Consider the following 19,643-nt stretch of genomic DNA (forward strand, 5'->3'; position numbering starts at 1 on the left):
TTTCTTTTTTGCCATGATCCAACCTTTCGACTCGCCCACCGGGCCCATCTGGACCCCAAGTGCCCGATTTCAGCAACAGTCCAGGCTTAAACAGTTTATCGATTACCTGTTTGTTAAACACGGCCTGTACCTGCGCAACTACGACGATCTGTGGAACTGGTCGGTTGTTAATCTCGACGATTTCTGGGAGGCCATCGCCAGTTATTTTGAGGTGCAGTTTCATACGCCCTACCAGCAGGTGATCGATCGCCCACGATATGGCATGATTGGCACGCGCTGGTTTACCGGAGCCACCGTCAATTACGCCGAACATATTTTCCGGAATGCGACCAGCCAGACGCCGGCGCTATTGTTTGCCTCAGAAAAAAATCGGCTACGCAGCCTATCCTGGTCCGAACTGGCACATCAGGTTGGGGCACTGGCGCAGTTTTTGCGCCAGCAGGGCGTCGGCGTTGGCGATCGGGTGGTAGCGCTGCTACCCAACGTACCCGAGGCTGTCATTGGCTTTCTGGCCACGCAGTCGCTCGGTGCCGTGTGGTCGAGTTGCTCGCCTGATTTTGGTACCGCCAGTGTGCTGGACCGTTTCCGTCAGATTGAACCGAAAGTGCTGATTATGGCCGACGGCTACACCTACAATGGAAAAGCGGTAGACAAATCCGCCGATCTGGCTACGTTGCGGTTGGGGCTTCCTACGCTTAAGCAGGTAATATGGGTGCCTTTTCTGTCGCCAACGGCGCAGGTACCCAATGGGGTACTGGTATGGGATGAGGTGCTTAAAACGCCATTTACTGACCTTACTTTTGAGCCTGTTCCGTTCGACCACCCTATGTGGGTGCTTTTTTCGTCGGGTACAACGGGGAAGCCCAAAGCCATTACCCACAGCGTGGGCGGTTGCCTGATCGAGCATCTGAAAACGCTGGCTCTGCACCAGGATGTACGCGCTGGTGAGCGGTACTTCTGGTACTCAACTACGGGCTGGATGATGTGGAATTTCTCGGTGGCTTCGTTGCTGGTGGGTGCCACGCTGGTGTTGTACGAAGGGTCGCCGGCTTACCCCGATATGAACCGCCTCTGGCAACTCATCGACCAGGCCCAGATCACGCATTTCGGTGGTGGAGCAGCCTACTTCCTGGCCTGCATGCGGGCAGGTATGACGCCTGGTTCATCGATGGGGCTACGCTCACTACGCAGTATTGGCGCAACGGGCTCGCCGCTGCCGCCCGAGGGTTTTCGCTGGGTGTACGAGTCGGTTCGCTCCGATGTATGGCTGATCTCGTTTAGCGGCGGCACTGACGTGTGCAGCGGTTTTGTGGGCGGTAATCCGATGGCGCCGGTGGTGGCGGGCGAAATCCAATGTCGGTTGCTGGGTTGCAAGGTCGAAGCGTATGACGAGCAGGGTGAACCGGTGCGCGAGGCACTGGGCGAAATGATGATCCTGGAGCCGATGCCGTCTATGCCCATCTACTTCTGGAACGACCCGAATAACGAGCGGTACCGGAGCAGCTATTTCGAAAACGACCCTGATACCTGGCGGCACGGCGATTGGATCAAGATCACCGATCGGGGCAGCGTTGTGATTTACGGCCGGTCAGACGCGACGCTCAACCGCGATGGTGTGCGCATTGGTACGGCTGAAATCTATTCAGCCGTAGAGAGTTTACCCGAAATTGCCGATAGCCTGGTTGTCGGTATCGAGTTGCCCGATGGCACGTATCGCATGCCGCTGTTTGTGGTGCTTCGTCAGGGATATACACTGACCGACGAACTGACCAAACGGATCAAGCAAACGTTGCGTACGCAGTACAGTCCCCGGCACGTACCCGACAGTATTCACCCCGTCGACGAGGTGCCGTACACAATCAGTGGGAAGAAGATGGAAACGCCGGTGAAAAAGATCCTCATGGGCCAGCAGGCCGATCGCGTTGCCAGTCCCGATACCATGCGCAACCCCGGTTCGCTGGCAGCCTTTGAACATATTTGACGGTGCGTGAAAATTGCCATCAACTTTCGCTCAGTTTATCCTGATCTGGCAAACATTAATGAAGCTTTTTAGTGTTACGCTTCTATACGCAACAACCTGATGAACACCCCAATGGCATCCAACGACTCTACGCCATCGCCGGAACGAATTTCTAATGACCGGACCATTGTTCGGTTGCCCATGCTGCTCGGTCTCACCCTTGCCGGGGGGGTATTGATCGGTGCCTCTTTTTTTGGTGGAACCAAGGGGTTGAACTCAGTTGGCCGGGGCTACCTCAAGTACAAAGAGATCCTTCAGCTGATTGAAAACAACTACGTCGATTCGGTAAATACCGACGACCTTGTCGATTTCTCAATCACCAAGATGCTGGAGAAACTCGACCCGCATACAGCTTATCTGAACCCGACCGACGCTGTGGCGGCCCGCTCACAACTTGAGGGTGGTTTTGATGGCATTGGCGTCGAGTTCAATATTTTTGCCGACACCGTTTATGTGGTTACACCCCTGGCCGGTGGCCCTTCTGAAGCAGCCGGTATTCGTAGCGGTGACAAGATCCTAAAAGTTGATGAGACGCCGCTGACGGCGAAAGGTGTAGACAACAGTGCTGTGTATAAAGCCATGCGGGGTAAGCGGGGTACCGAAGTACGATTAACGGTGCTCTCGAAAGGACAACGCCCACGGGTAGTCACCGTCACCCGTGACCGGATTCCTACCTACGCCGTCGATGCCGCCTATATGACAGACGCCCAAACGGGCTATCTGAAGGTGAATCGTTTCTCCGATTCGGCTTATGAAGAGTTTAGAACCGCATTGGCTGGCCTGAAGCAGCAGGGTATGAAACAACTTGTGCTCGACCTGCGCAACAACCCCGGCGGCTATCTGGACCGGGCCACCAATATGGCCGATGAGTTTATCGACGGTAACAAGCTGCTGGTGTATACCGATGGAAAAGATGACCGCTACGACCGTAAGTATTTTGCCAAGATGAACGGTCAGTTTGAAGACGGTGCGCTCATCGTGCTCATCGACGAAGGCAGTGCGTCGGCATCTGAAATTCTGGCTGGTGCCCTGCAGGATCATGACCGGGGTTACATTGTGGGCCGTCGCTCGTTTGGGAAAGGACTGGTGCAAATGCCTGTACAGCTATCAGACGGCTCTGAACTGCGCCTGACCATTTCGCGCTACTACACGCCTACGGGCCGTAGCATTCAGAAACCCTACGTACCAGGTCAGGAAGGCGACTACGAAAAAGAACTCGAGTTGCGGTCGAAGCGGGGGGAATACTACATCGCCGACAGTATCAAGAACGACCCCAAGAGCGTATTCAAGACGGATAAAGGCCGTACTGTATACGGTGGTGGCGGCATTACTCCCGACTATTTCGTGCCCCGCGATTCGAGCTGGCAAACGGCCTATCTGGGTCAGTTGTACGCCAAAAATATCATTCGTGAGTTTGCGCTGTCGTATGCAAACGATAACCGGGTCCGGTTGGAGAAGATGCCATTTGCCGAATTTGACAAAGCGGTGAACCTGACTGAAGAGCAACTGAGCGCGATGAACAAAGCAGCGGTAGCAGAAGGTGTGAAGTTTAACGCCGCTGAGTTTGCCCGCTCGAAAGACTACATACGTACCCAGACCAAAGCGCTCATTGCCCGCTACGTTTACCAGAAAGCCAATAAAGGTGGTCAGAATAATGAGTTCTACCGCGTCATGAACACGGCCGACAACACTTACGTGAAAGCGCTGACACTTTTTGGCAAGGCACAAGAATTAGAGTTTGGCCCTAAGGCAGTAGGGAAAAAATAAGGTTGACATTTACAGTTTGCTGTTTGACGTTGCATAGCTACTTCGCCATCTGGTGGGTTAGCAGCGCAACGTCAAACAGCAAACCGTAAACGTTAACCTTATTTCTGTAGTAACTCCTGCACCAGGCGATCTGCTTTGTAGATATAGCGCATGGCAGCCAGAATACCTCCCGCATGCACGGAGACAGCTCGGTTGGCATCGGGCACGAAGATGAACGAACCGGGCAGACTCTCCATATTGCCGTCGAAAACCAGCCCTACCGCTTCCCGGTTTTTGTTGATCATCGGACTCCCCGAGTTTCCCCCGATGATGTCGTTTGTCGAAATAAAGCACATCGGCTGTTTCAGCAGTTCGGCGGGTGGATTGGCCCAGCGCGCTGGAAGGTTCCACGGCGCTTTGTTGCCAAACGAATAGCTGCGATCATACAGGCCGGCAAACGTGGTGACCACCGGTGCCATCGTGCCATTATACGGATAGCCTTTTACTACGCCATCATTAATACGTAAGGAAAACGTAGCGTCGGGCGGAATGGCCGTGCCGTAGGTATCGTATAGCGCTCGTCCCAGCTGACTACGAAGTACCTGCTGCCGAGCTGTTAGGTCGCGCACGGTGGTATTTACCGCCAGAAATCGCTTGCCTCCCAGCCGCCCCAATGCCAGCAGTGGATCGGTACTGCTGTTCAGTGCCGCCGCACCGCCATCCGTGAGCAACGAAACAAAACGCCGATCGGTGAGTTTGGTCGCTGCCAGTAACGCTGCTGCGGCTTCGCGCGGGGTACGTACCTGACCATTCGGGCCCGTCAGGGCCGCCTTCACATACGGATCGTCGTTGCCCAGCGCGGCTTGTGCCTCGCTGAAATGAGCGGCCAGAAAAGCCTCTTCCAGTGCCCGGCTTTTGGGCTTTGGTAGCTCATCCAGCACTCCCTTTGCCTGTTCCCAAACGACCGGATTGGCCGCCACCGCCGCATTGACAAAGCCGAGGGTCATGGCAAATGTCATGGTTTCGCCCAGCGCAATCGGGTTAGGGGACAGGTACGTGTAATCGTTAAAGGCTTTTCGGAGGTCAGCTACATTAGCTGCGATATCATCCCATGTTTTGAGGGAGATGCCCTTCTTCTGCGCATCTGCTTTGAATGTGCGCTCGAATGCGGCCTTGCGGGCCAGCAGGTAGGGGTCGCGAAGTCCGGTAAGCTGACCACTGCTGGCTTTGTGGCTGTTTTCCAGATTGAAGATCTCATTCAGGACGCTGTCGCTTTTGGCGGTGGCATTATAAGCCTGTAAGGCGTTTGAGCGACTGCGAAGCAACGATAGCGTATATGGAAATTGCAGGTCGCGATCGTATTCCAACTCGGCTACCGTTTTCAGGCGTTCGGTACTGCCGGGGTTACCCGTCACAAAAGTGGGCTCGCCCTCCCGAATGCCGTTTGGGTTGAACTTAAAAAAGTGCGTTGTCTTCAGGGGTTTGCCGTTATCGTACACGCGGAAAAACGAACAGTCGAGCGCGTAGCGTGGGTATGTGAAGTTGTCGGGGTCACCGCCAAAAAAGCCCAGGTTCAGTTCGGGCATGAACACCAGCCGAACATCGGTGAACCGCTTGAATCCGTAGAGCGCATACCGGCCGCCATCGTAGAAAGTAATCGTTTGCAGTTCGAGTCCTTTCCAACCGGTTTTGGCGGTGTACTCGTCCTTGATGTCGGAGAAGATTTTTTCGCGCGCCTGTACCTGTGCCTGTTCGTCGCTGCCAGCAGCCGTTACGGCATCCTGTACGCGTTTCGAGATGTCTTCGATCTTCACCAGCTGATCCACAAATAGCCCGTCTACTTTGCGTTCTTCGCCAGGTGTTTTGGCGAAGAACCCCGATGCATTTAGGTTTTCACCCCGGCGGGTTACGCCTGTTCCCGACTCGCGGGCGCAGTGGTGGTTGGTCATTACCAGCCCGTTGGCCGACACAAATGAGGCTGAGCAATAATCGGCAAACCGAAGCGAGGCCAGCCGTACTTCTTCAAACCACTTAGCGTCGGGGGTGAAGCCGTAGGTCTTCTTGAAATAGTCGGTCGGTGGGGTATCGAACGTCCACATCTTGCCCATGTCGAACGGGCCAGCCTGAACGGTGTCGGGGTTAAGCGTTGCCGATGGTGCCTGGGCCCAGCTAAGGGAAGCAGACAGTAGACCGACGAATAACGTACCTGCGAGGGGTAGTCGATGGGGTGAAAAGGAAATCATAGAGACAGAAAAAGCCGCTGAAATACGGCTGTTAGTTGAGTTAAATCGGTAGTAAGATCAACGTCTGGTCAGTTCAGGCCCCGCAGAAAGGTCAGGCTTTTGGACATTTGCTCCATTGATCGCGACGATTCATCTTCGATGAAAAAGTGTCTAATACCGGCTTTCTTCGCTGCCCGCATAAAGGCCGCGATGCCAATATCACCTTCGCCCAGCACAACGTTCGATTCTACGTCGGCCTGGCCGGTCAAGCTATCGGGTGTGCCGGGTTTACGATCTTTCAAGTGGGCCAGCAAGAATCGTTTCGGGTATTGCTGCAGGAGTCTCACCGGGTCTGCACCGGGCGATTTAACCCAGAATACGTCCATCTCGAAGTTGACGTATTTTGGGTCCAGGTTCTGCGCCAGGTAATCGAAATAGGTGGTGCCGTTGGGCATCTTTTGGAACTCGTAGCCGTGGGTATGGTAGCAGAGCGTGAGTTTGGCATCAGCCAGCAATCGGCCAGCGGTGTTGAATACGTCGGTGGCCCGGTCAGCGTCGATACTGGTGAACAGATCGGCCGTGTGCGGAATCCAGAAACAGACTACGTATTTCACGCCCAGCGCCTTGGCATCGGCAATGACTTTAGGTACATTCATTTCCAGATCGTCGAATTCCGCGCCCATACTGATGGCTTTGATACCGCGCTTGTCGAGCTCCTGCCGGAAGGCCGTGGGTGAAAGGCCATAGGTGCCAGCTACCTCTACTTCCCGAAAGCCCATCTGCTGCACCTTTGCCAGCGTGCCGGGTAGGTCGGTCTTGAACTGCTCACGAAAACTATAAAGTTCAAGGCCAACCGGGGCCGACTGGGCCAACGCGCTGGTGGTCAACAGACCTGCTAGAAGAAAAGGCAGGAGTTTCATGGAGTCAGGGTCAGGATTAATCGGCTAAAAGTAGCCAATTTTGCGTCATTACAAACGCAAAACACGGTAGCTTCTAACCGATAGTCCTGCACTTATTTGCCTCGCTGCTCCTTTACTTCCTGGGCCGAAATAGCCGTTGCTTTGTTCCCGAAATTGCTGCGGACATACGTGAGTACATCGGCAATTTGCTGGTCGGTCAGAAAGTCATGGGCTGGCATTACATTATCGTAAGGCTCCCCGTCGACTTCAGCGTCTTTCAGCCCTTTCAGCAGCACACCAATCAGTCTGGCTTTGTCGCCGTTTACCCAATCGGTGCCACGTAGGGGTGGGTTGAGATTCGGCACTCCGCTACCGTCTATCTGGTGGCAGGTGAGGCAGTACTGTTTATAAATCGCCAGGCCGGGTTGTGTGGCAGTCGCCACCGTCTGGCTTTTCGGCAACGTACCTGCGGCTGGTTTTTTCGGCTGCGCAGCGAGTGACTGGCAAACGCCTAAAAACAGCAAAATGGCACTGGTTACTTTATACCTGATCATTCGTGGAAAGTGATAATGTGTGTAAATGGGCCTCAGTATATAAAATGAAAGCTGAGATATACTGTGTACTTTTTTGTGCGTCTGCTTGGTCGTGAAGGCGCAATAAGGCGTTTACGGCGTCGAAAATTGCGGAGTAACTAATGAGGGATGCCTGATAGCATCCTATTTTTTCGACAGTTTAACCGCCACAGGCGCTACCCGTTATGTTATCGGCTACAGCCTGGTCATGGCCTATTTAAATTCGGATAGTATGATGTCGATCGTCACCATGAATCATTGACAAGATAAAGACAAATAAGGGGTTTTAGCTCAGCGTCCCGTTTGGGCAACAAACGTGCTTTCGAAAATCTTGTCGGCATTGGCCGCTTCGAATCCGTCGCGGCGGTGCTGCCGGGTAATCTGGTCGGCGGGTAAATGAGCAAATTCGGGTAACACGCGTCGCTCGGCAAACTCTACATACGAGCCAGCAATCCGGAAGGTATCCCCACCCGCAAACTTCGCGTCGACCATCTGCGCTACCGTCGATGCCTGCCGCAGTCCACCGTCGGGGCTGACCTTGATGACGCCACCCGACGAGTTCAGCTTGAAGCAGCGCTGTTCCAGAAACGAGACAAATTCGTCGATCGTATTATACCCGTCGGGCAGGTTGTGAACGCTGATGGTGAAGTGATTGAGGTAGTAGCGGTTGTAGATTACCCAGGCGGCGTATTCGCTTTCGGCCAGTAGGGTCTGGTAGTCGGCCAGGGTGGGCATTTTCCAGAGGGGCTGGTGCAGAAATGCATCCACGGCTTCGCCATCGTTCAGGTCGAGCGCGTCGACGGGGTCGCTGGTAACGGTATCGGTGTACTTATGAATGATTCGCTGTGCTTCTTTTGACAGGTCACCGACGCGCAATTCACTGGCAAAGATGCGGGGCAGATTATCGGCCGCTCGATCAGCCGGGGGGGCATACCAGTAGGCGTTCAGCTTTTTTTCGGCGAAGTTGTACGGCTCCTTTTTTTCGTACCCGTAGTGCAGGAATATCTTCTCAAATGAAGCCAGGCCCAGGTTCGGCACGCCCATAGTCCGGAAGGCAATATGGTCGTTTTCGATTGCCTCCGGGGCGTTGATTACTCCCTGCTGTTGAAGGGCATATAGAATATTCTTCACGTCGGGTACACGCTCGGTATACCGGCGCATCAGCCCTGAGAGCACAATGTCGAGAGGAGTCATAGCAAAGTAGGTCTGTTGATGTATACCCACCCCCCTGAAGGGGCGGTCCCGCGTCCGGGCTAACGCTTTGCAAATGTAGCAAAGTAGCGCATTAGCCCGGACGCGGGACCGCCCCTTCAGGGGTTGGGGGGAAATTCAAACTACTAACGTCAGAGGGTGAACTTCAACTAGCAAACTGTTATTTTTACAGTTAGTTGCCCAATGCCCGCATGACCGAACGTACCACCTTCTTCGACACCCGCCTGGAATACCTGAAAGGACTTGGCCCGCAACGGGCTGAGTTGCTGAATAAAGAACTGCATCTGTTTACGGCTGCCGATCTGATTCAGTATTACCCGTTCCGGTACGAAGACCGTACGCGTTTCTACACCGTCAGCGAACTACTGGAATCGATGCCCTCCGCGCAGGTACGTGGTCGGCTTCGCGACTGGCATACGGAAGGCGAGGGGCCTAAAAAAAGGCTCGTCGGTCATTTTACAGATGGCACCGGCACCATGGATCTGGTCTGGTTTCAGGGTATTTCGTGGCTCGAAAAAACACTGCGCCGCGACGGGGAATACATCGTTTTTGGTAAGCCACAGGAATTTCAGGGCAAGTTCAGCATTGTGCACCCCGAACTCGATGCAGTCCGGCCCGACGTGGAACCCGAAGCCACGCTCTCGCCGGTTTATAACCTCACGGAGAAGCTCCGCAAGCGGTTTGTCGACAACAAAGTGATGGCCAAAGCCATGCGTGGGCTGCTTGAACTGGCCTGGCCGCATATTCACGAAACACTACCCACCAGCCTGATCGAGAAGTTTCGGCTGGTAGGTAAACGGGAGGCCGTCTGGAACATCCACTTGCCGCAAAGCCCCGCCTGGCTGCGGCAGGCCGAACGGCGGCTGAAATTCGAGGAGCTATTCTACAATCAGCTCCGGCTGATCTCCAACAAGCTGATTCAGAAGGAAGAACATCCCGGACAAATCTTTCAGAAAACCAGCCTGCTCTCGCATTTCTACAAGACGCTGCTGCCTTTTCCGCTCACCGGAGCGCAGCAACGGGTATTGCGCGAGATTCATAAAGACTGCCTGACGGGTAAGCAAATGAACCGGCTCTTGCAGGGCGACGTGGGCAGTGGCAAAACCATCGTGGCGTTTATTACGATGCTACTGGCGATCGACAACGGTGCGCAGGCCTGTTTGATGGCTCCTACCGAGATTCTGGCCGACCAGCACTACAATGGCCTGAAACCCTTTGCCGACGCGATGGGCCTGAACCTGGGTATTCTGACGGGTAGCACGCGCACCAAACGACGGCGGGTGTTGCACGAAGAGTTGCTGAACGGGCAGATGCACATTCTGGTTGGCACCCACGCCCTGCTCGAAGATGTGGTGCAGTTCCGGAACCTGGGCCTGTGTATCATCGACGAGCAGCACCGGTTTGGGGTAGCGCAACGAGCCAAAATGTGGGCGAAAAACCCGGTGGTGCCGCCGCATATTCTGGTCATGACGGCCACGCCCATCCCACGCACACTGGCGATGACGCTCTACGGCAACCTCGATATTTCGATCATCGACGAAATGCCCGCCGGACGGAAGCCGATTAAAACAGTGCACAAAACAGACAAGCACCGCGCCGAAGTATTCGGCTTCATGCGGCAACAAATCGAGCTGGGGCGGCAGGTATATGTCGTGTATCCACTGATCGAAGAGTCGGAAACGCTGGATTACAAGGATTTGACGGATGGTTTTGAAGGCATTCAGCGGGCATTTCCGCAGCCAAAATACCAGGTTGGTATTCTGCATGGCAAAATGGATTCCTACAGCAAGGACTTCGAGATGACCCGTTTTGCGAAAGGCGAAGTGCAGATTCTGGTGGCCACAACGGTTATCGAAGTAGGGGTGAACGTACCCAACGCCAGCGTGATGGTCATTGAAAGTGCCGAACGGTTTGGTCTCTCGCAGCTCCATCAATTGCGTGGCCGGGTTGGTCGTGGGGCCGAGCAATCGTACTGCGTACTGATGACGGGCTATAAACTCAGCGCCGACACCAAAGTCCGCCTTGAAACGATGGTGCGGACTAACAACGGCTTCGAGATTGCCGACGTCGACCTGCAACTACGCGGTCCCGGTGACCTGGCCGGTACGCAGCAAAGCGGCTTGCTGGATTTACGCATCGCCGACCTTGCCAAAGATGGGGCCGTATTGACCGCCGCCCGCGAATCGGCGCAGATCATTCTGGAGACTGATCCCAACCTGATCTTGCCCGAACACGCTGCTATCCGCAATCATATCGACGCCATCGGACGTACCCAGTCTGACTGGAGCCGGATTAGCTGATGAAGCCTGTCGCTAGCCCCTGCCTACTCCGCGTGCCGCGTGAAAGTAGGGCGATAATTGGTGGTCAGGCGGCGGTTCTGGCAACGTACGAATAGGAACCTATAAGCAGAACTGAAGCCGTTTACAATCAGATCGACGGGTGCATACGCACCAATTCAGTAGGCTGGTCTAGCGATCGGTTACGATAAGCGCACCGCCTACTCCCCGAAAATCCGTTTATTTGTGGCGCGAAACAGGTTAATCAACCTGTTTTCAGTTGTTGTTAGGTGATTAATCCAAATTTTTGTTCGTAAAGCACAATGAGTACCATTCAAAGCATCCATGCCCGCCAGATTCTCGACTCGCGTGGCAACCCGACCGTTGAGGTCGACGTACGTACCGAAACAGGTGCCCTGGGCCGCGCAGCCGTGCCATCAGGCGCTTCGACAGGCACGCACGAAGCCGTTGAACTGCGCGACGACGATAATAAAGTGTACGTTGGTAAAGGCGTACTGAAAGCCGTTTCAAACGTAAACGAGCTTATTTATCCTGAGCTGGTGGGCATTTCGGTATTCGAACAGGGTATGATCGACAAGATCATGCTTGATCTGGATGGTACGCCGAACAAAGGCCGCCTGGGTGCCAACGCCATTCTGGGTGTGTCGATGGCCGTTGCTAAAGCTGCCGCTATCGATTGCGGAATGCCCCTGTATCGCTATATCGGTGGTGTAAATGCCAACACCCTGCCCGTTCCGATGATGAACATCCTGAACGGTGGTTCACATGCCGATAACTCAATTGACTTCCAGGAGTTCATGGTTATGCCCGCCAATGCATCGAGCTTTGCCGAGGCGCTGCGCATGGGTACCGAAATTTTCCACACGCTGAAGAAAGTGTTGAAAGGCAAAGGCATGAGCACCAACGTAGGTGACGAAGGTGGTTTTGCGCCAAACATCGGGTCAAACGAAGAGGCTATTCAGATCGTCATCGAGGCAATCGAGAAGGCGGGTTACCGGCCGGGCGAAGATGTCTGGATTGCCATGGACGCCGCTGCATCGGAGTTCTACAATGCCGAAACGAAAGAATACCACTTCAAAAAGTCGACCGGTGACCGGCTGACGTCACCACAGATGGCGCAGTACTGGGCTGATTGGGTGTCGAAATACCCCATCATGTCGATCGAAGACGGTATGGCCGAAGACGATTGGGATGGCTGGAAACTTCAGACCGAACTGGTTGGCAAAAAGACACAACTCGTGGGCGACGACCTGTTCGTAACCAACGTAACTCGCCTGCAGGAAGGTATCGATAAGGGTATTGCCAACGCCATTCTGGTAAAAGTAAACCAGATCGGTTCGCTGACCGAAACCATCGATACAGTGAACCTGGCCAAGCGGAATAGCTACAAGAACATCATGTCGCACCGGTCGGGCGAAACGGAAGATGCAACGATCGCTGACCTGGCGGTAGCCTTGAATACGGGCCAGATCAAAACAGGTTCAGCCTCACGGTCAGACCGGATGGCGAAGTACAACCAACTGCTTCGTATTGAGGAAGAATTAGGCGAGATGGCCTATTTCCCAGGACTTAAGTTTTAAGTTTGTCGTTTATGGTTTGATGTTGCGCTGCTAACTAACCCGTTTGTTAATCGGTAGCGCAACGCCAAACCATAAACGACAAACCACCTCATCATGAATCGCCTCTTCAACAGCCGTTATCGTTTTTATATCCTGACGGGGGTAGGCTTTGTGCTGTGGATGCTATTTTTCGACGCGAATGATCTCCGCTCGCAGGCGCGAAACTGGTGGAAGGCGCAGGAACTCGAAGATGAAAAAGCCTACTTTCAGGAGCGAATCGAAGCCGTGAAGGCGGAACGGAAGGAGGTGCTGGGGAGCCAGCAACTTCGTATTAAATACGCCCGCGAAAAGTACCTCATGAAAAAGCGCAACGAAGACGTATATGTACTCGTTGACGAGAACGGTGACCCGATTGAAAAGTAGTTTGATGGTTGTGGTCTGTCGTTGCGTTGCTGCACCACAGTGTGGGATCCAAAGCCGCGAAACCTCAAACGACAAACCACGAGCATCAACCTAGTGTATGATTTCCCTTCTCTTTGTCTGTCTTGGAAATATCTGCCGGTCGCCGGTTGCCGAAGGCGTTTTTCGGCAGCTCGTTGATCAGGCCGGCCTTTCCGGAAAAATTGAGTGCGATTCGGCAGGTACGTCATCGTACCACATCGGGCAACTGCCTGACCTTCGTACCCGGCAAAATGCCCTCACCCACGATCTCACGCTTACCCACCGTGCCCGCCGAATGACGGGCGAAGACCTGGCGCGGTTCACGTACATCATCACGATGGACGAGATGAACTTCGAAGGGGTCATGAAGCTAAGCCAGCGATCGGTTGGGCTGGTGCACGACGATACCGTCTTCCTTCTCCGTGAGTTCGACCCCGCCGTTAGCGATCAGCCCAGCGTGCCAGATCCGTATTATGAAGGGCCGGAGGTGTTTGAAGAAGTGTACCAGATCGTTTATCGATGCTGTGAGGAATTGTTAACGTACCTGCGGAAGCGGCATAACCTATAAGCAATGGGTGAATTAGTAGAGAGATAGCGAGCGAAGGTTGCTTATGCCTGTATCCTGTTCGGTCTAAAAACGTTTGCTCTCCCTCTCGTTCGCCTTTTCACCATTTCTCTCCTTATGAATAAGAAAGTCATTCTCTTAATTATGGACGGCTGGGGAATTACCACCCAGAACGACCGGTCGGCACTGGCAGCGGCGAAAACGCCATTTGTTACCGACGCATGGAATCGCTATTCGCACAGCACCCTCGAAGCATCTGGCCTGCCTGTTGGGCTACCCGTTGGCCAAATGGGTAATTCAGAAGTGGGACATATGAACCTAGGCGCTGGCCGGGTCGTGTACCAGGATCTGGTGAAAGTAAATATTGCTGTTGAGCACGACACGTTAAAAAATGAGCCCGTACTGGCCGAATCACTGATATACGCCAGAGAAAACGGTAAAAAAGTACACTTGATTGGCCTGGTGTCTGACGGCGGTGTACATGCCCATATCAGCCACGTAAAAGGGTTGCTGACCATTGCGCAGCAGTACGGCCTGACTGACGTGTTTGTGCATGCTTTTACTGACGGCCGCGACACTGATCCGAAAAGCGGACTGGGCTTCCTGACCGACCTATCAGCGCATATGGCCCAAACTACGGGTAAACTGGCTACTGTAATTGGCCGTTTCTACGCTATGGACCGCGATAACCGCTGGGAGCGAGTGAAGGTTGCCTACGATGCCATGGTTAATGCCGTGGGTGACCGCGCCCAGGGCGACGGCGTATTCGAGGTGATTCGTAATTCTTACGAGGCAGGTGTATCCGACGAATTCATCAATCCAATTGTGATGGAGAAACCGGATCATACCCCTGTCGCCAAGATTGAAAATGGCGACGTGGTGATCTGTTTCAACTTCCGTACCGACCGGGGCCGTGAAATCACCATTGCGTTGACGCAGAAAGATTTCCCGGAGCAGCAGATGTACAAGCTCGACCTTGATTACATCACGATGACCAACTACGACAGCGATTTCAAAGGCGTGAAGGTCATTTACGAAAAAGATAACCTGTCCAAAACGCTGGGTGAAGTTGTGTCTGCGGCCAACAAAAAGCAGATTCGCATTGCCGAAACCGAGAAATACCCGCACGTTACGTTTTTCTTTTCGGGCGGCCGGGAGGAACCGTTTGTTGGCGAAACACGCCTGCTGGTGCCGTCGCCAAAAGAGATGACGGTGACTAATGAGCGGGGCGAGACAATTACGATTCCGGTGAAAACGTATGACCAGAAGCCCGAAATGTCGGCCTACGGTATTCGCGACGCTATTATTCCTGAGCTGGAAAAAGGAGAGGTCGACTTTGTGTGTCTCAACTTTGCTAATACCGATATGGTTGGCCACACAGGCGTATTCGAAGCGGTGGTGAAAGCCGCCGAAACCGTTGATGCCACCACCCGCGATGTAGTCACGACTGGGCTGGCTCATGGCTACACTACAATCATCATTGCCGACCACGGCAACGCCGATTACATGGTCAACGATGATGGTACACCCAATACGGCCCACACCACGAGTCTGGTGCCGTGCATTCTGATCGACAATGACTACCAGCCTGCACTTAAAAACGGCAAGCTGGGTGATATTGCGCCAACAATTCTGGCGTTGATGGGTATTGAGAAGCCCGCCGAAATGACTGGCGAAAACCTGTTGGTTCAACCGGCCGTATAGGGCGCTGAACGCAACGTACCCGACCGCTGTTTACCTAGTACAGTCTACTAACGCGCCCGTAGCCCAATCGGCTGCGGGCGGTTTTTTGTTTATGAAATACGTTTTCCTGCTGGCTGTACTGTCAGTAACCGCCTGCTCTACAGATACCGCCCAACGTACCGAAAAACCCGTTTATTTCGATGTAGCCGGGTACGTCAAAGGTCAGATTGAAACGCTGTCGAAGCAGAAGCCGGGCGTGGATAAGCGCACGCAGATGGGAGACAAGGTTGAGCGGCAGACTACCCGTACGGTCAACTGGAGCCGCGAACTGGAGTTGTTCATGCAGGCCGACATCAACAAGCCCGCTCTTCGCAGCAGTTACGCGGTGGCCCGGCCCGACTCGCTGACGTACCAGTACACGCTGAAGCCGACCGAGAAAAACCTGACCGTTCGGTCACTCACAGTTAAACTCGACTCAGTAACCCGACAGCCGCGTCAGATTGCGGCCGTGCTGACTACAGAAAATTCACTGTATACCTCGGAACGGCAGATTGTGTTGGAGAGTGGTCCCCGCCCCGCCACAAACTGGGGAGTAACCCATTACCGGATGCAGGGTTTTCAGCACCTGATTGTTTCTGATAAGAATACCTTCGACGTGGAAGGAACGGTGCTGCCGAACTAAGTTCATCGCCTTTGCGGGCAGGTACGTTCCTGGCCGGTTGGAAGCTAGTTTATAAAGCCGCCTCGGTCAGATAGGGCAGGTAAGGCTCCAGCTTGTCGGTGGATTTGAACGCTGAAATCTGCTTTACTTTATTGGTGTAGGCGTCGTGCCGTACCTCGACGTAGAACGAATCGAGACTGTAAAGAAGGTAGATAAAATCGTCTTCGTATCGGTTTGCCAGGATACTCGCCTCAAAATACAGGGCATTCAATTGATCGTCGGTTTCGAGGCTGGTAAAATGGGCTGGTGACATAAGAAGAGCGATTTCCCGGCTAAGATAGGCGAAATTCAGTTTGTCGTTTATCGTTTGTGGTTCGATGATGCGTTGCCTGGCCAGTATCATATTGATTAGCAAGGGCAAACATCAAACCACAAACGACAAACTTTTTCTTAAAGTGTTACCCGCTTTCCTGCTTTTGCTGATTTATAGATCGCCTCCACAATCCGGATATCGGCCAGACCCTCTTCGCCGGGCACCAGCACAGCGGTGTTCTGCATGATGGCTTTCGCATCATTATCCATCTGCATCGTCTGTTGGCCCGGCGTTTTGTAAGGCACATCGGTTTTAAAGCCGCCTGTCCCGTCGCCGCGAACACCGTTGTAGTCGGAGTAGGGCTCCATGCGTAGTTTGCCTTTCTGGCCCGTTACGTGCAGAAAATTCATGTTCATGCCGTAGCTGCTCTGTATTGCCGCCCGTGCCCCGCTAGGGAATTCGAGCTGGGCCATGCTGGTTTCGTCGAGGCCATTTTTATAGACGTCAGGGCGCGTCGTGTATTGCTGGGCCGTCAGCGCAATGGGTTCTTCACCGGTAGCCAGTCGGGCACCCTGAATGGCGTACACGCCCATGTCATACATCACGCCGCCACCCATCTCTTTCTTCTGCTTCCAGTGATCGGTACGAGCGTCGTAGTAGCCAGCGGCGCAGTTCACCATGTTGATCTTGCCAATGTTACCGTCGCGCAGGTATTTGATGTAGGCCTGCGTATTAGGCTCGTGGTGCAGGCGATACCCCACCGTGAGCACCCGCTTGTTCTTCCGACAGGTGTCGATCATATTCTGGCATTCCTTCTCCGTAACGGCCATCGGTTTCTCAACCCACACGTGCTTACCCGCCTTGGCGGCGCGTACCACGTACTCTTCATGCATCGACGGCGGCAGCACCACATACACAACGTCGATGTCAGGATTGTTGGCAATCTGGTCGAACGTCTGGTATGAATAGATGTTCTTGTCAGGAATGTTGTATTGCTTCTTCCACTTCTCGGCTTTAGAGGGCGTGCCCGTAACAATGCCTGCCAGATAGCAATTCTTAGTTTGTTGAAGCGCCGGAGCCAGCAGGTCGGTGCTGTAATAGCCTAACCCAACGAGTGCCACACCTAGTTTGTCTTTTTTAGGCGATGTTGCCGCCAGCAAGGTATGCGGCGAGACCAGCGTAGAGGCTGAGGCCAGCGACAGGGTCTGGAGAATGGTACGACGAGAGGTCATGTGTGAGTTTGAGGTATAAAAGTCTACCAATGCGGTTCAATGCCTAAAGTACGGCTACTAACCCGCTTACTCCCAACAAAACCTGCGGCTTTTAGGCCTTAACTTGCTCTGCGGTCGTCGTAAGCTTGTCGTTCCGTTCACCTACTGGCGGCCGGTAGGCCTGAAAGGGTACGTTCAGAATGCCGCCTATATGGCTGTGCTCGTGCAGGTGAGGATGCGTATCCAGCCCGTAAATGAGGTCCTTGCCCTGCCTAACAGTATAGGTACGAAACAGCCGGTCCCAGATCGAGAAAATATTGCCGTAGTTGGTATTCGAGTAGGGGAGTACGTAATGATGATGCACATGGTGCATGTTGGGTGTTACCAGCAGCCAGTTAAGAGCCCGGTCGGCCCAGCGGGGTAATTCGATGTTGGCGTGGTTAAATTGCGAAAGCAGCACCGATAACGCCTGATACATAAACACCAGCCACATGGGAGCACCCACAACCAGGACCGCCAATGTGGTAAACAGAAAGCGGATGACACTCTCGCCGGGATGATGCCGGTTGGCAGTAGTGGTGTCTACATACTGGTCGGAGTGGTGAACGGAATGAAATTGCCACATCCATTTAACCTGGTGTTCGGTCCAGTGGGCCAGCCAGGCACCGATTAAATCAAGCAAAAATAAGCCTACAACAGCCTGCACCCATACGGGTAGGTCCAGCCATTGTAAGAGCCCGACCTGATTGGAAACGGCCCAGTCGCTGGTTCTGACCAGCACGAACGCCAATGAAAAATTAACCAGGATGGTCGTAAACGTAAAGAACAGGTTAATGCCGGCATGGCGCGGCTTATGATACTCGAACTGAACCAGTGGGACGATACTTTCCAGCAACCAGAAAAAGGCAATGCCGCCCACCAAGATTAAGCTACGGTGAGCTGACGGTATATGCGCGAAATAATCAACAAGACGCTCCATGCTGTTCTTGGTTTTGTCGGATTAAATCGCAAAATACGAATAAAAAAGCTGGTTTGCTGTTTGAGGTTTATCGTTCGATGTCGTGCTGCTGTACCATCGGTCGGTGAAGTGGCAGCGCAACGTCAAACGGTAAACCTTAAACAGCAAACCAGCTTTTTTATTCCCGTATCGCTTTCTGTGCTTTTACCTCAGCGTGTTCGGCTATTTTGGCTTCATCCTGTGCTACTTCTTCGCGTGATTCTCGGTTCTCTTTAGCGAATACCTGCATCAGGACGATGAAGAAAGACAGGATGGTTGGCCCGATCACCAGACCCAAAATGCCGAAAATAGGCACACCGATCACAATGCCCGCCAGCGTAACCAGCGGATGCACATCGCCCATGCGCTTGGCCAGCATAATGCGCAGCAGGTTATCGATGTTTGTGATGACGATGGCACCTACCAGCAAAATGCCGGTTCCTTCGGTAGTATTACCCTGTGAGAGTTGAATCAGACCTGCTGGCAACCAGACAAGGGGCGTACCCAGCACCGGAATAAAGGCCAGGAAGAAGGCAACCGTTCCCCAGAACGCAGCATCGGGAACGCCAAATATCAGCAGCGTGACCCCCGTAAGTATGCCCTGTACCAGTGAAACGATGCCCTGACCTAATACATTAGCGTTTACATTGTTGCGAAGCTGCTCGCCGAGTTCCTTCAGGGTATCGCGCTTGAAAGGCAAGTGCCTGCGCAACCCTTCAAGGAATGACTCTTCATCTGAAAACATATAGAAGAGCGTAAAGAACATCAGGCCAATAATAACCAGAAAGTCAAGTGCGCCGCCTGCCAGTGATGGCAATTGCCGCGAAGCAAACGTTCCGCCCTGCTGAAGTATCTTTTGAATGTTTTCCTGACTGGTAATTTTAAACCCTGTCAGATTTTCGGCCTGCTTCACCAGACCCAGAATCTGATCGGTGTGCTGTGAGTAATACTGAATCCGGTCGACAAGCAGTAAACTCAGCACCAGAAAAGGCAGCACAATAACAAGGAGCGAGAAAACGATGATACCTGTTGTAACAAGCGTGCGGTTCCACTTTTTGCGGTAGACTAGCTTGTAGAAAAGAGGCCGGAAAATAACGTAAAGAATTCCTGCGCCGAAGAAAGCTGATACGTACCCACGAAGACCCGCGATGATAAAACCGCCCAGTATCAGCAAGCTGGCGATAAGCAGAATACGCTGCTGCTTAGGGGTGTAAATAGAAGACGATGACATAGAATGAATAGTTA

General features: G+C 53.4%; 16 protein-coding genes. 8 read left to right on the plus strand and 8 right to left on the minus strand.

What is annotated here, in order from left to right; all coding sequences use genetic code 11:
- Positions 1–13: 13 nt before the first annotated feature.
- Positions 14–1,981 carry an acetoacetate--CoA ligase gene (locus F7231_RS23645; RefSeq protein WP_166693783.1) on the plus strand — a complete coding sequence of 656 codons (1,968 nt, stop codon included), beginning with the start codon at positions 14–16 and terminating at the stop codon, positions 1,979–1,981.
- A 111-nt stretch (positions 1,982–2,092) separates the two neighbouring features.
- The gene (locus F7231_RS23650; RefSeq protein ID WP_085415126.1) at positions 2,093–3,787 is read left to right on the plus strand and encodes a S41 family peptidase; all 1,695 of its coding nucleotides are present in this window, start codon (positions 2,093–2,095) and stop codon (positions 3,785–3,787) included.
- Between the two features lie 98 nt (positions 3,788–3,885).
- Here F7231_RS23650 and F7231_RS23655 read toward each other — a convergent pair whose 3' ends face one another.
- From F7231_RS23655 to F7231_RS23670, 4 genes are all read right to left on the minus strand, one after another.
- Positions 3,886–6,009, minus strand: coding sequence for a S46 family peptidase (locus F7231_RS23655; protein ID WP_166693784.1), 2,124 nt, complete (start codon positions 6,007–6,009; stop codon positions 3,886–3,888).
- A gap of 68 nt (positions 6,010–6,077) precedes the next feature.
- On the minus strand, positions 6,078–6,908 hold the full coding sequence (locus F7231_RS23660) for a sugar phosphate isomerase/epimerase family protein (protein ID WP_166693785.1): 831 nt from the start codon (positions 6,906–6,908) through the stop codon (positions 6,078–6,080).
- A gap of 92 nt (positions 6,909–7,000) precedes the next feature.
- A complete protein-coding gene (locus tag F7231_RS23665; RefSeq protein ID WP_166693786.1) occupies positions 7,001–7,441 on the minus strand; it encodes a c-type cytochrome in 441 nt (146 codons plus the stop codon).
- 309 nt (positions 7,442–7,750) lie between these two features.
- Positions 7,751–8,653: a DUF1338 domain-containing protein gene (locus F7231_RS23670; protein ID WP_166693787.1), complete on the minus strand. Its 903-nt coding sequence runs from the start codon at positions 8,651–8,653 to the stop codon at positions 7,751–7,753.
- 209 nt (positions 8,654–8,862) lie between these two features.
- Here F7231_RS23670 and recG point away from each other — a divergent pair, with 209 nt between their 5' ends.
- From recG to F7231_RS23700, 6 genes are all read left to right on the plus strand, one after another.
- Positions 8,863–10,971 carry an ATP-dependent DNA helicase RecG gene (gene recG, locus F7231_RS23675; protein WP_166693788.1) on the plus strand — a complete coding sequence of 703 codons (2,109 nt, stop codon included), beginning with the start codon at positions 8,863–8,865 and terminating at the stop codon, positions 10,969–10,971.
- Between the two features lie 299 nt (positions 10,972–11,270).
- Positions 11,271–12,548 (plus strand): phosphopyruvate hydratase, encoded by a 1,278-nt coding sequence (gene eno, locus F7231_RS23680; protein ID WP_085412691.1) that lies wholly within the window; start codon positions 11,271–11,273, stop codon positions 12,546–12,548.
- Positions 12,549–12,641: 93 nt separating this feature from the next.
- Positions 12,642–12,950 (plus strand): septum formation initiator, encoded by a 309-nt coding sequence (locus tag F7231_RS23685; protein WP_085412692.1) that lies wholly within the window; start codon positions 12,642–12,644, stop codon positions 12,948–12,950.
- A gap of 97 nt (positions 12,951–13,047) precedes the next feature.
- Complete coding sequence (locus tag F7231_RS23690; protein ID WP_085412693.1) at positions 13,048–13,536, plus strand: low molecular weight protein-tyrosine-phosphatase; 489 nt, start codon at positions 13,048–13,050, stop codon at positions 13,534–13,536.
- Between the two features lie 114 nt (positions 13,537–13,650).
- Positions 13,651–15,237, plus strand: a complete 1,587-nt coding sequence (gene gpmI, locus F7231_RS23695; protein WP_085412694.1) for a 2,3-bisphosphoglycerate-independent phosphoglycerate mutase — start codon at positions 13,651–13,653, stop codon at positions 15,235–15,237.
- Between the two features lie 91 nt (positions 15,238–15,328).
- The gene (locus F7231_RS23700) at positions 15,329–15,898 is read left to right on the plus strand and encodes a hypothetical protein (RefSeq protein WP_085412695.1); all 570 of its coding nucleotides are present in this window, start codon (positions 15,329–15,331) and stop codon (positions 15,896–15,898) included.
- A 49-nt stretch (positions 15,899–15,947) separates the two neighbouring features.
- Here the strand turns inward: F7231_RS23700 and F7231_RS23705 are convergent, their stop codons facing one another.
- The 4 genes from F7231_RS23705 to F7231_RS23720 all read right to left on the minus strand — a co-directional run bounded on the left by F7231_RS23705 (position 15,948) and on the right by F7231_RS23720 (position 19,629).
- Positions 15,948–16,190: a hypothetical protein gene (locus tag F7231_RS23705; protein WP_085415127.1), complete on the minus strand. Its 243-nt coding sequence runs from the start codon at positions 16,188–16,190 to the stop codon at positions 15,948–15,950.
- Positions 16,191–16,327: 137 nt separating this feature from the next.
- Entirely contained in the window at positions 16,328–17,422 is a 1,095-nt protein-coding gene (locus F7231_RS23710; protein ID WP_166693789.1) for a Gfo/Idh/MocA family protein, read from the minus strand.
- Between the two features lie 91 nt (positions 17,423–17,513).
- Complete coding sequence (locus F7231_RS23715; protein WP_166693790.1) at positions 17,514–18,380, minus strand: sterol desaturase family protein; 867 nt, start codon at positions 18,378–18,380, stop codon at positions 17,514–17,516.
- 157 nt (positions 18,381–18,537) lie between these two features.
- The gene (locus F7231_RS23720) at positions 18,538–19,629 is read right to left on the minus strand and encodes an AI-2E family transporter (RefSeq protein WP_085412698.1); all 1,092 of its coding nucleotides are present in this window, start codon (positions 19,627–19,629) and stop codon (positions 18,538–18,540) included.
- Between the last annotated feature and the right edge of the window lie 14 nt (positions 19,630–19,643).

Origin of the sequence: Fibrivirga algicola, assembly GCF_011742925.1 — a bacterium.
Lineage (GTDB): Bacteria > Bacteroidota > Bacteroidia > Cytophagales > Spirosomataceae > Fibrella > Fibrella algicola.

Bases quoted from the DNA above. Each gene is read 5' to 3' on its own strand.
- F7231_RS23645 (WP_166693783.1), top strand. From the start codon at position 14: ATGATCCAACCTTTCGACTCGCCCACCGGGCCCATCTGGACCCCAAGT.
- F7231_RS23650 (WP_085415126.1), top strand. From the start codon at position 2,093: ATGGCATCCAACGACTCTACGCCATCGCCGGAACGAATTTCTAATGAC.
- F7231_RS23655 (WP_166693784.1), bottom strand. From the start codon at position 6,009: ATGATTTCCTTTTCACCCCATCGACTACCCCTCGCAGGTACGTTATTC.
- F7231_RS23660 (WP_166693785.1), bottom strand. From the start codon at position 6,908: ATGAAACTCCTGCCTTTTCTTCTAGCAGGTCTGTTGACCACCAGCGCG.
- F7231_RS23665 (WP_166693786.1), bottom strand. From the start codon at position 7,441: ATGATCAGGTATAAAGTAACCAGTGCCATTTTGCTGTTTTTAGGCGTT.
- F7231_RS23670 (WP_166693787.1), bottom strand. From the start codon at position 8,653: ATGACTCCTCTCGACATTGTGCTCTCAGGGCTGATGCGCCGGTATACC.
- recG (WP_166693788.1), top strand. From the start codon at position 8,863: ATGACCGAACGTACCACCTTCTTCGACACCCGCCTGGAATACCTGAAA.
- eno (WP_085412691.1), top strand. From the start codon at position 11,271: ATGAGTACCATTCAAAGCATCCATGCCCGCCAGATTCTCGACTCGCGT.
- F7231_RS23685 (WP_085412692.1), top strand. From the start codon at position 12,642: ATGAATCGCCTCTTCAACAGCCGTTATCGTTTTTATATCCTGACGGGG.
- F7231_RS23690 (WP_085412693.1), top strand. From the start codon at position 13,048: ATGATTTCCCTTCTCTTTGTCTGTCTTGGAAATATCTGCCGGTCGCCG.
- gpmI (WP_085412694.1), top strand. From the start codon at position 13,651: ATGAATAAGAAAGTCATTCTCTTAATTATGGACGGCTGGGGAATTACC.
- F7231_RS23700 (WP_085412695.1), top strand. From the start codon at position 15,329: ATGAAATACGTTTTCCTGCTGGCTGTACTGTCAGTAACCGCCTGCTCT.
- F7231_RS23705 (WP_085415127.1), bottom strand. From the start codon at position 16,190: ATGTCACCAGCCCATTTTACCAGCCTCGAAACCGACGATCAATTGAAT.
- F7231_RS23710 (WP_166693789.1), bottom strand. From the start codon at position 17,422: ATGACCTCTCGTCGTACCATTCTCCAGACCCTGTCGCTGGCCTCAGCC.
- F7231_RS23715 (WP_166693790.1), bottom strand. From the start codon at position 18,380: ATGGAGCGTCTTGTTGATTATTTCGCGCATATACCGTCAGCTCACCGT.
- F7231_RS23720 (WP_085412698.1), bottom strand. From the start codon at position 19,629: ATGTCATCGTCTTCTATTTACACCCCTAAGCAGCAGCGTATTCTGCTT.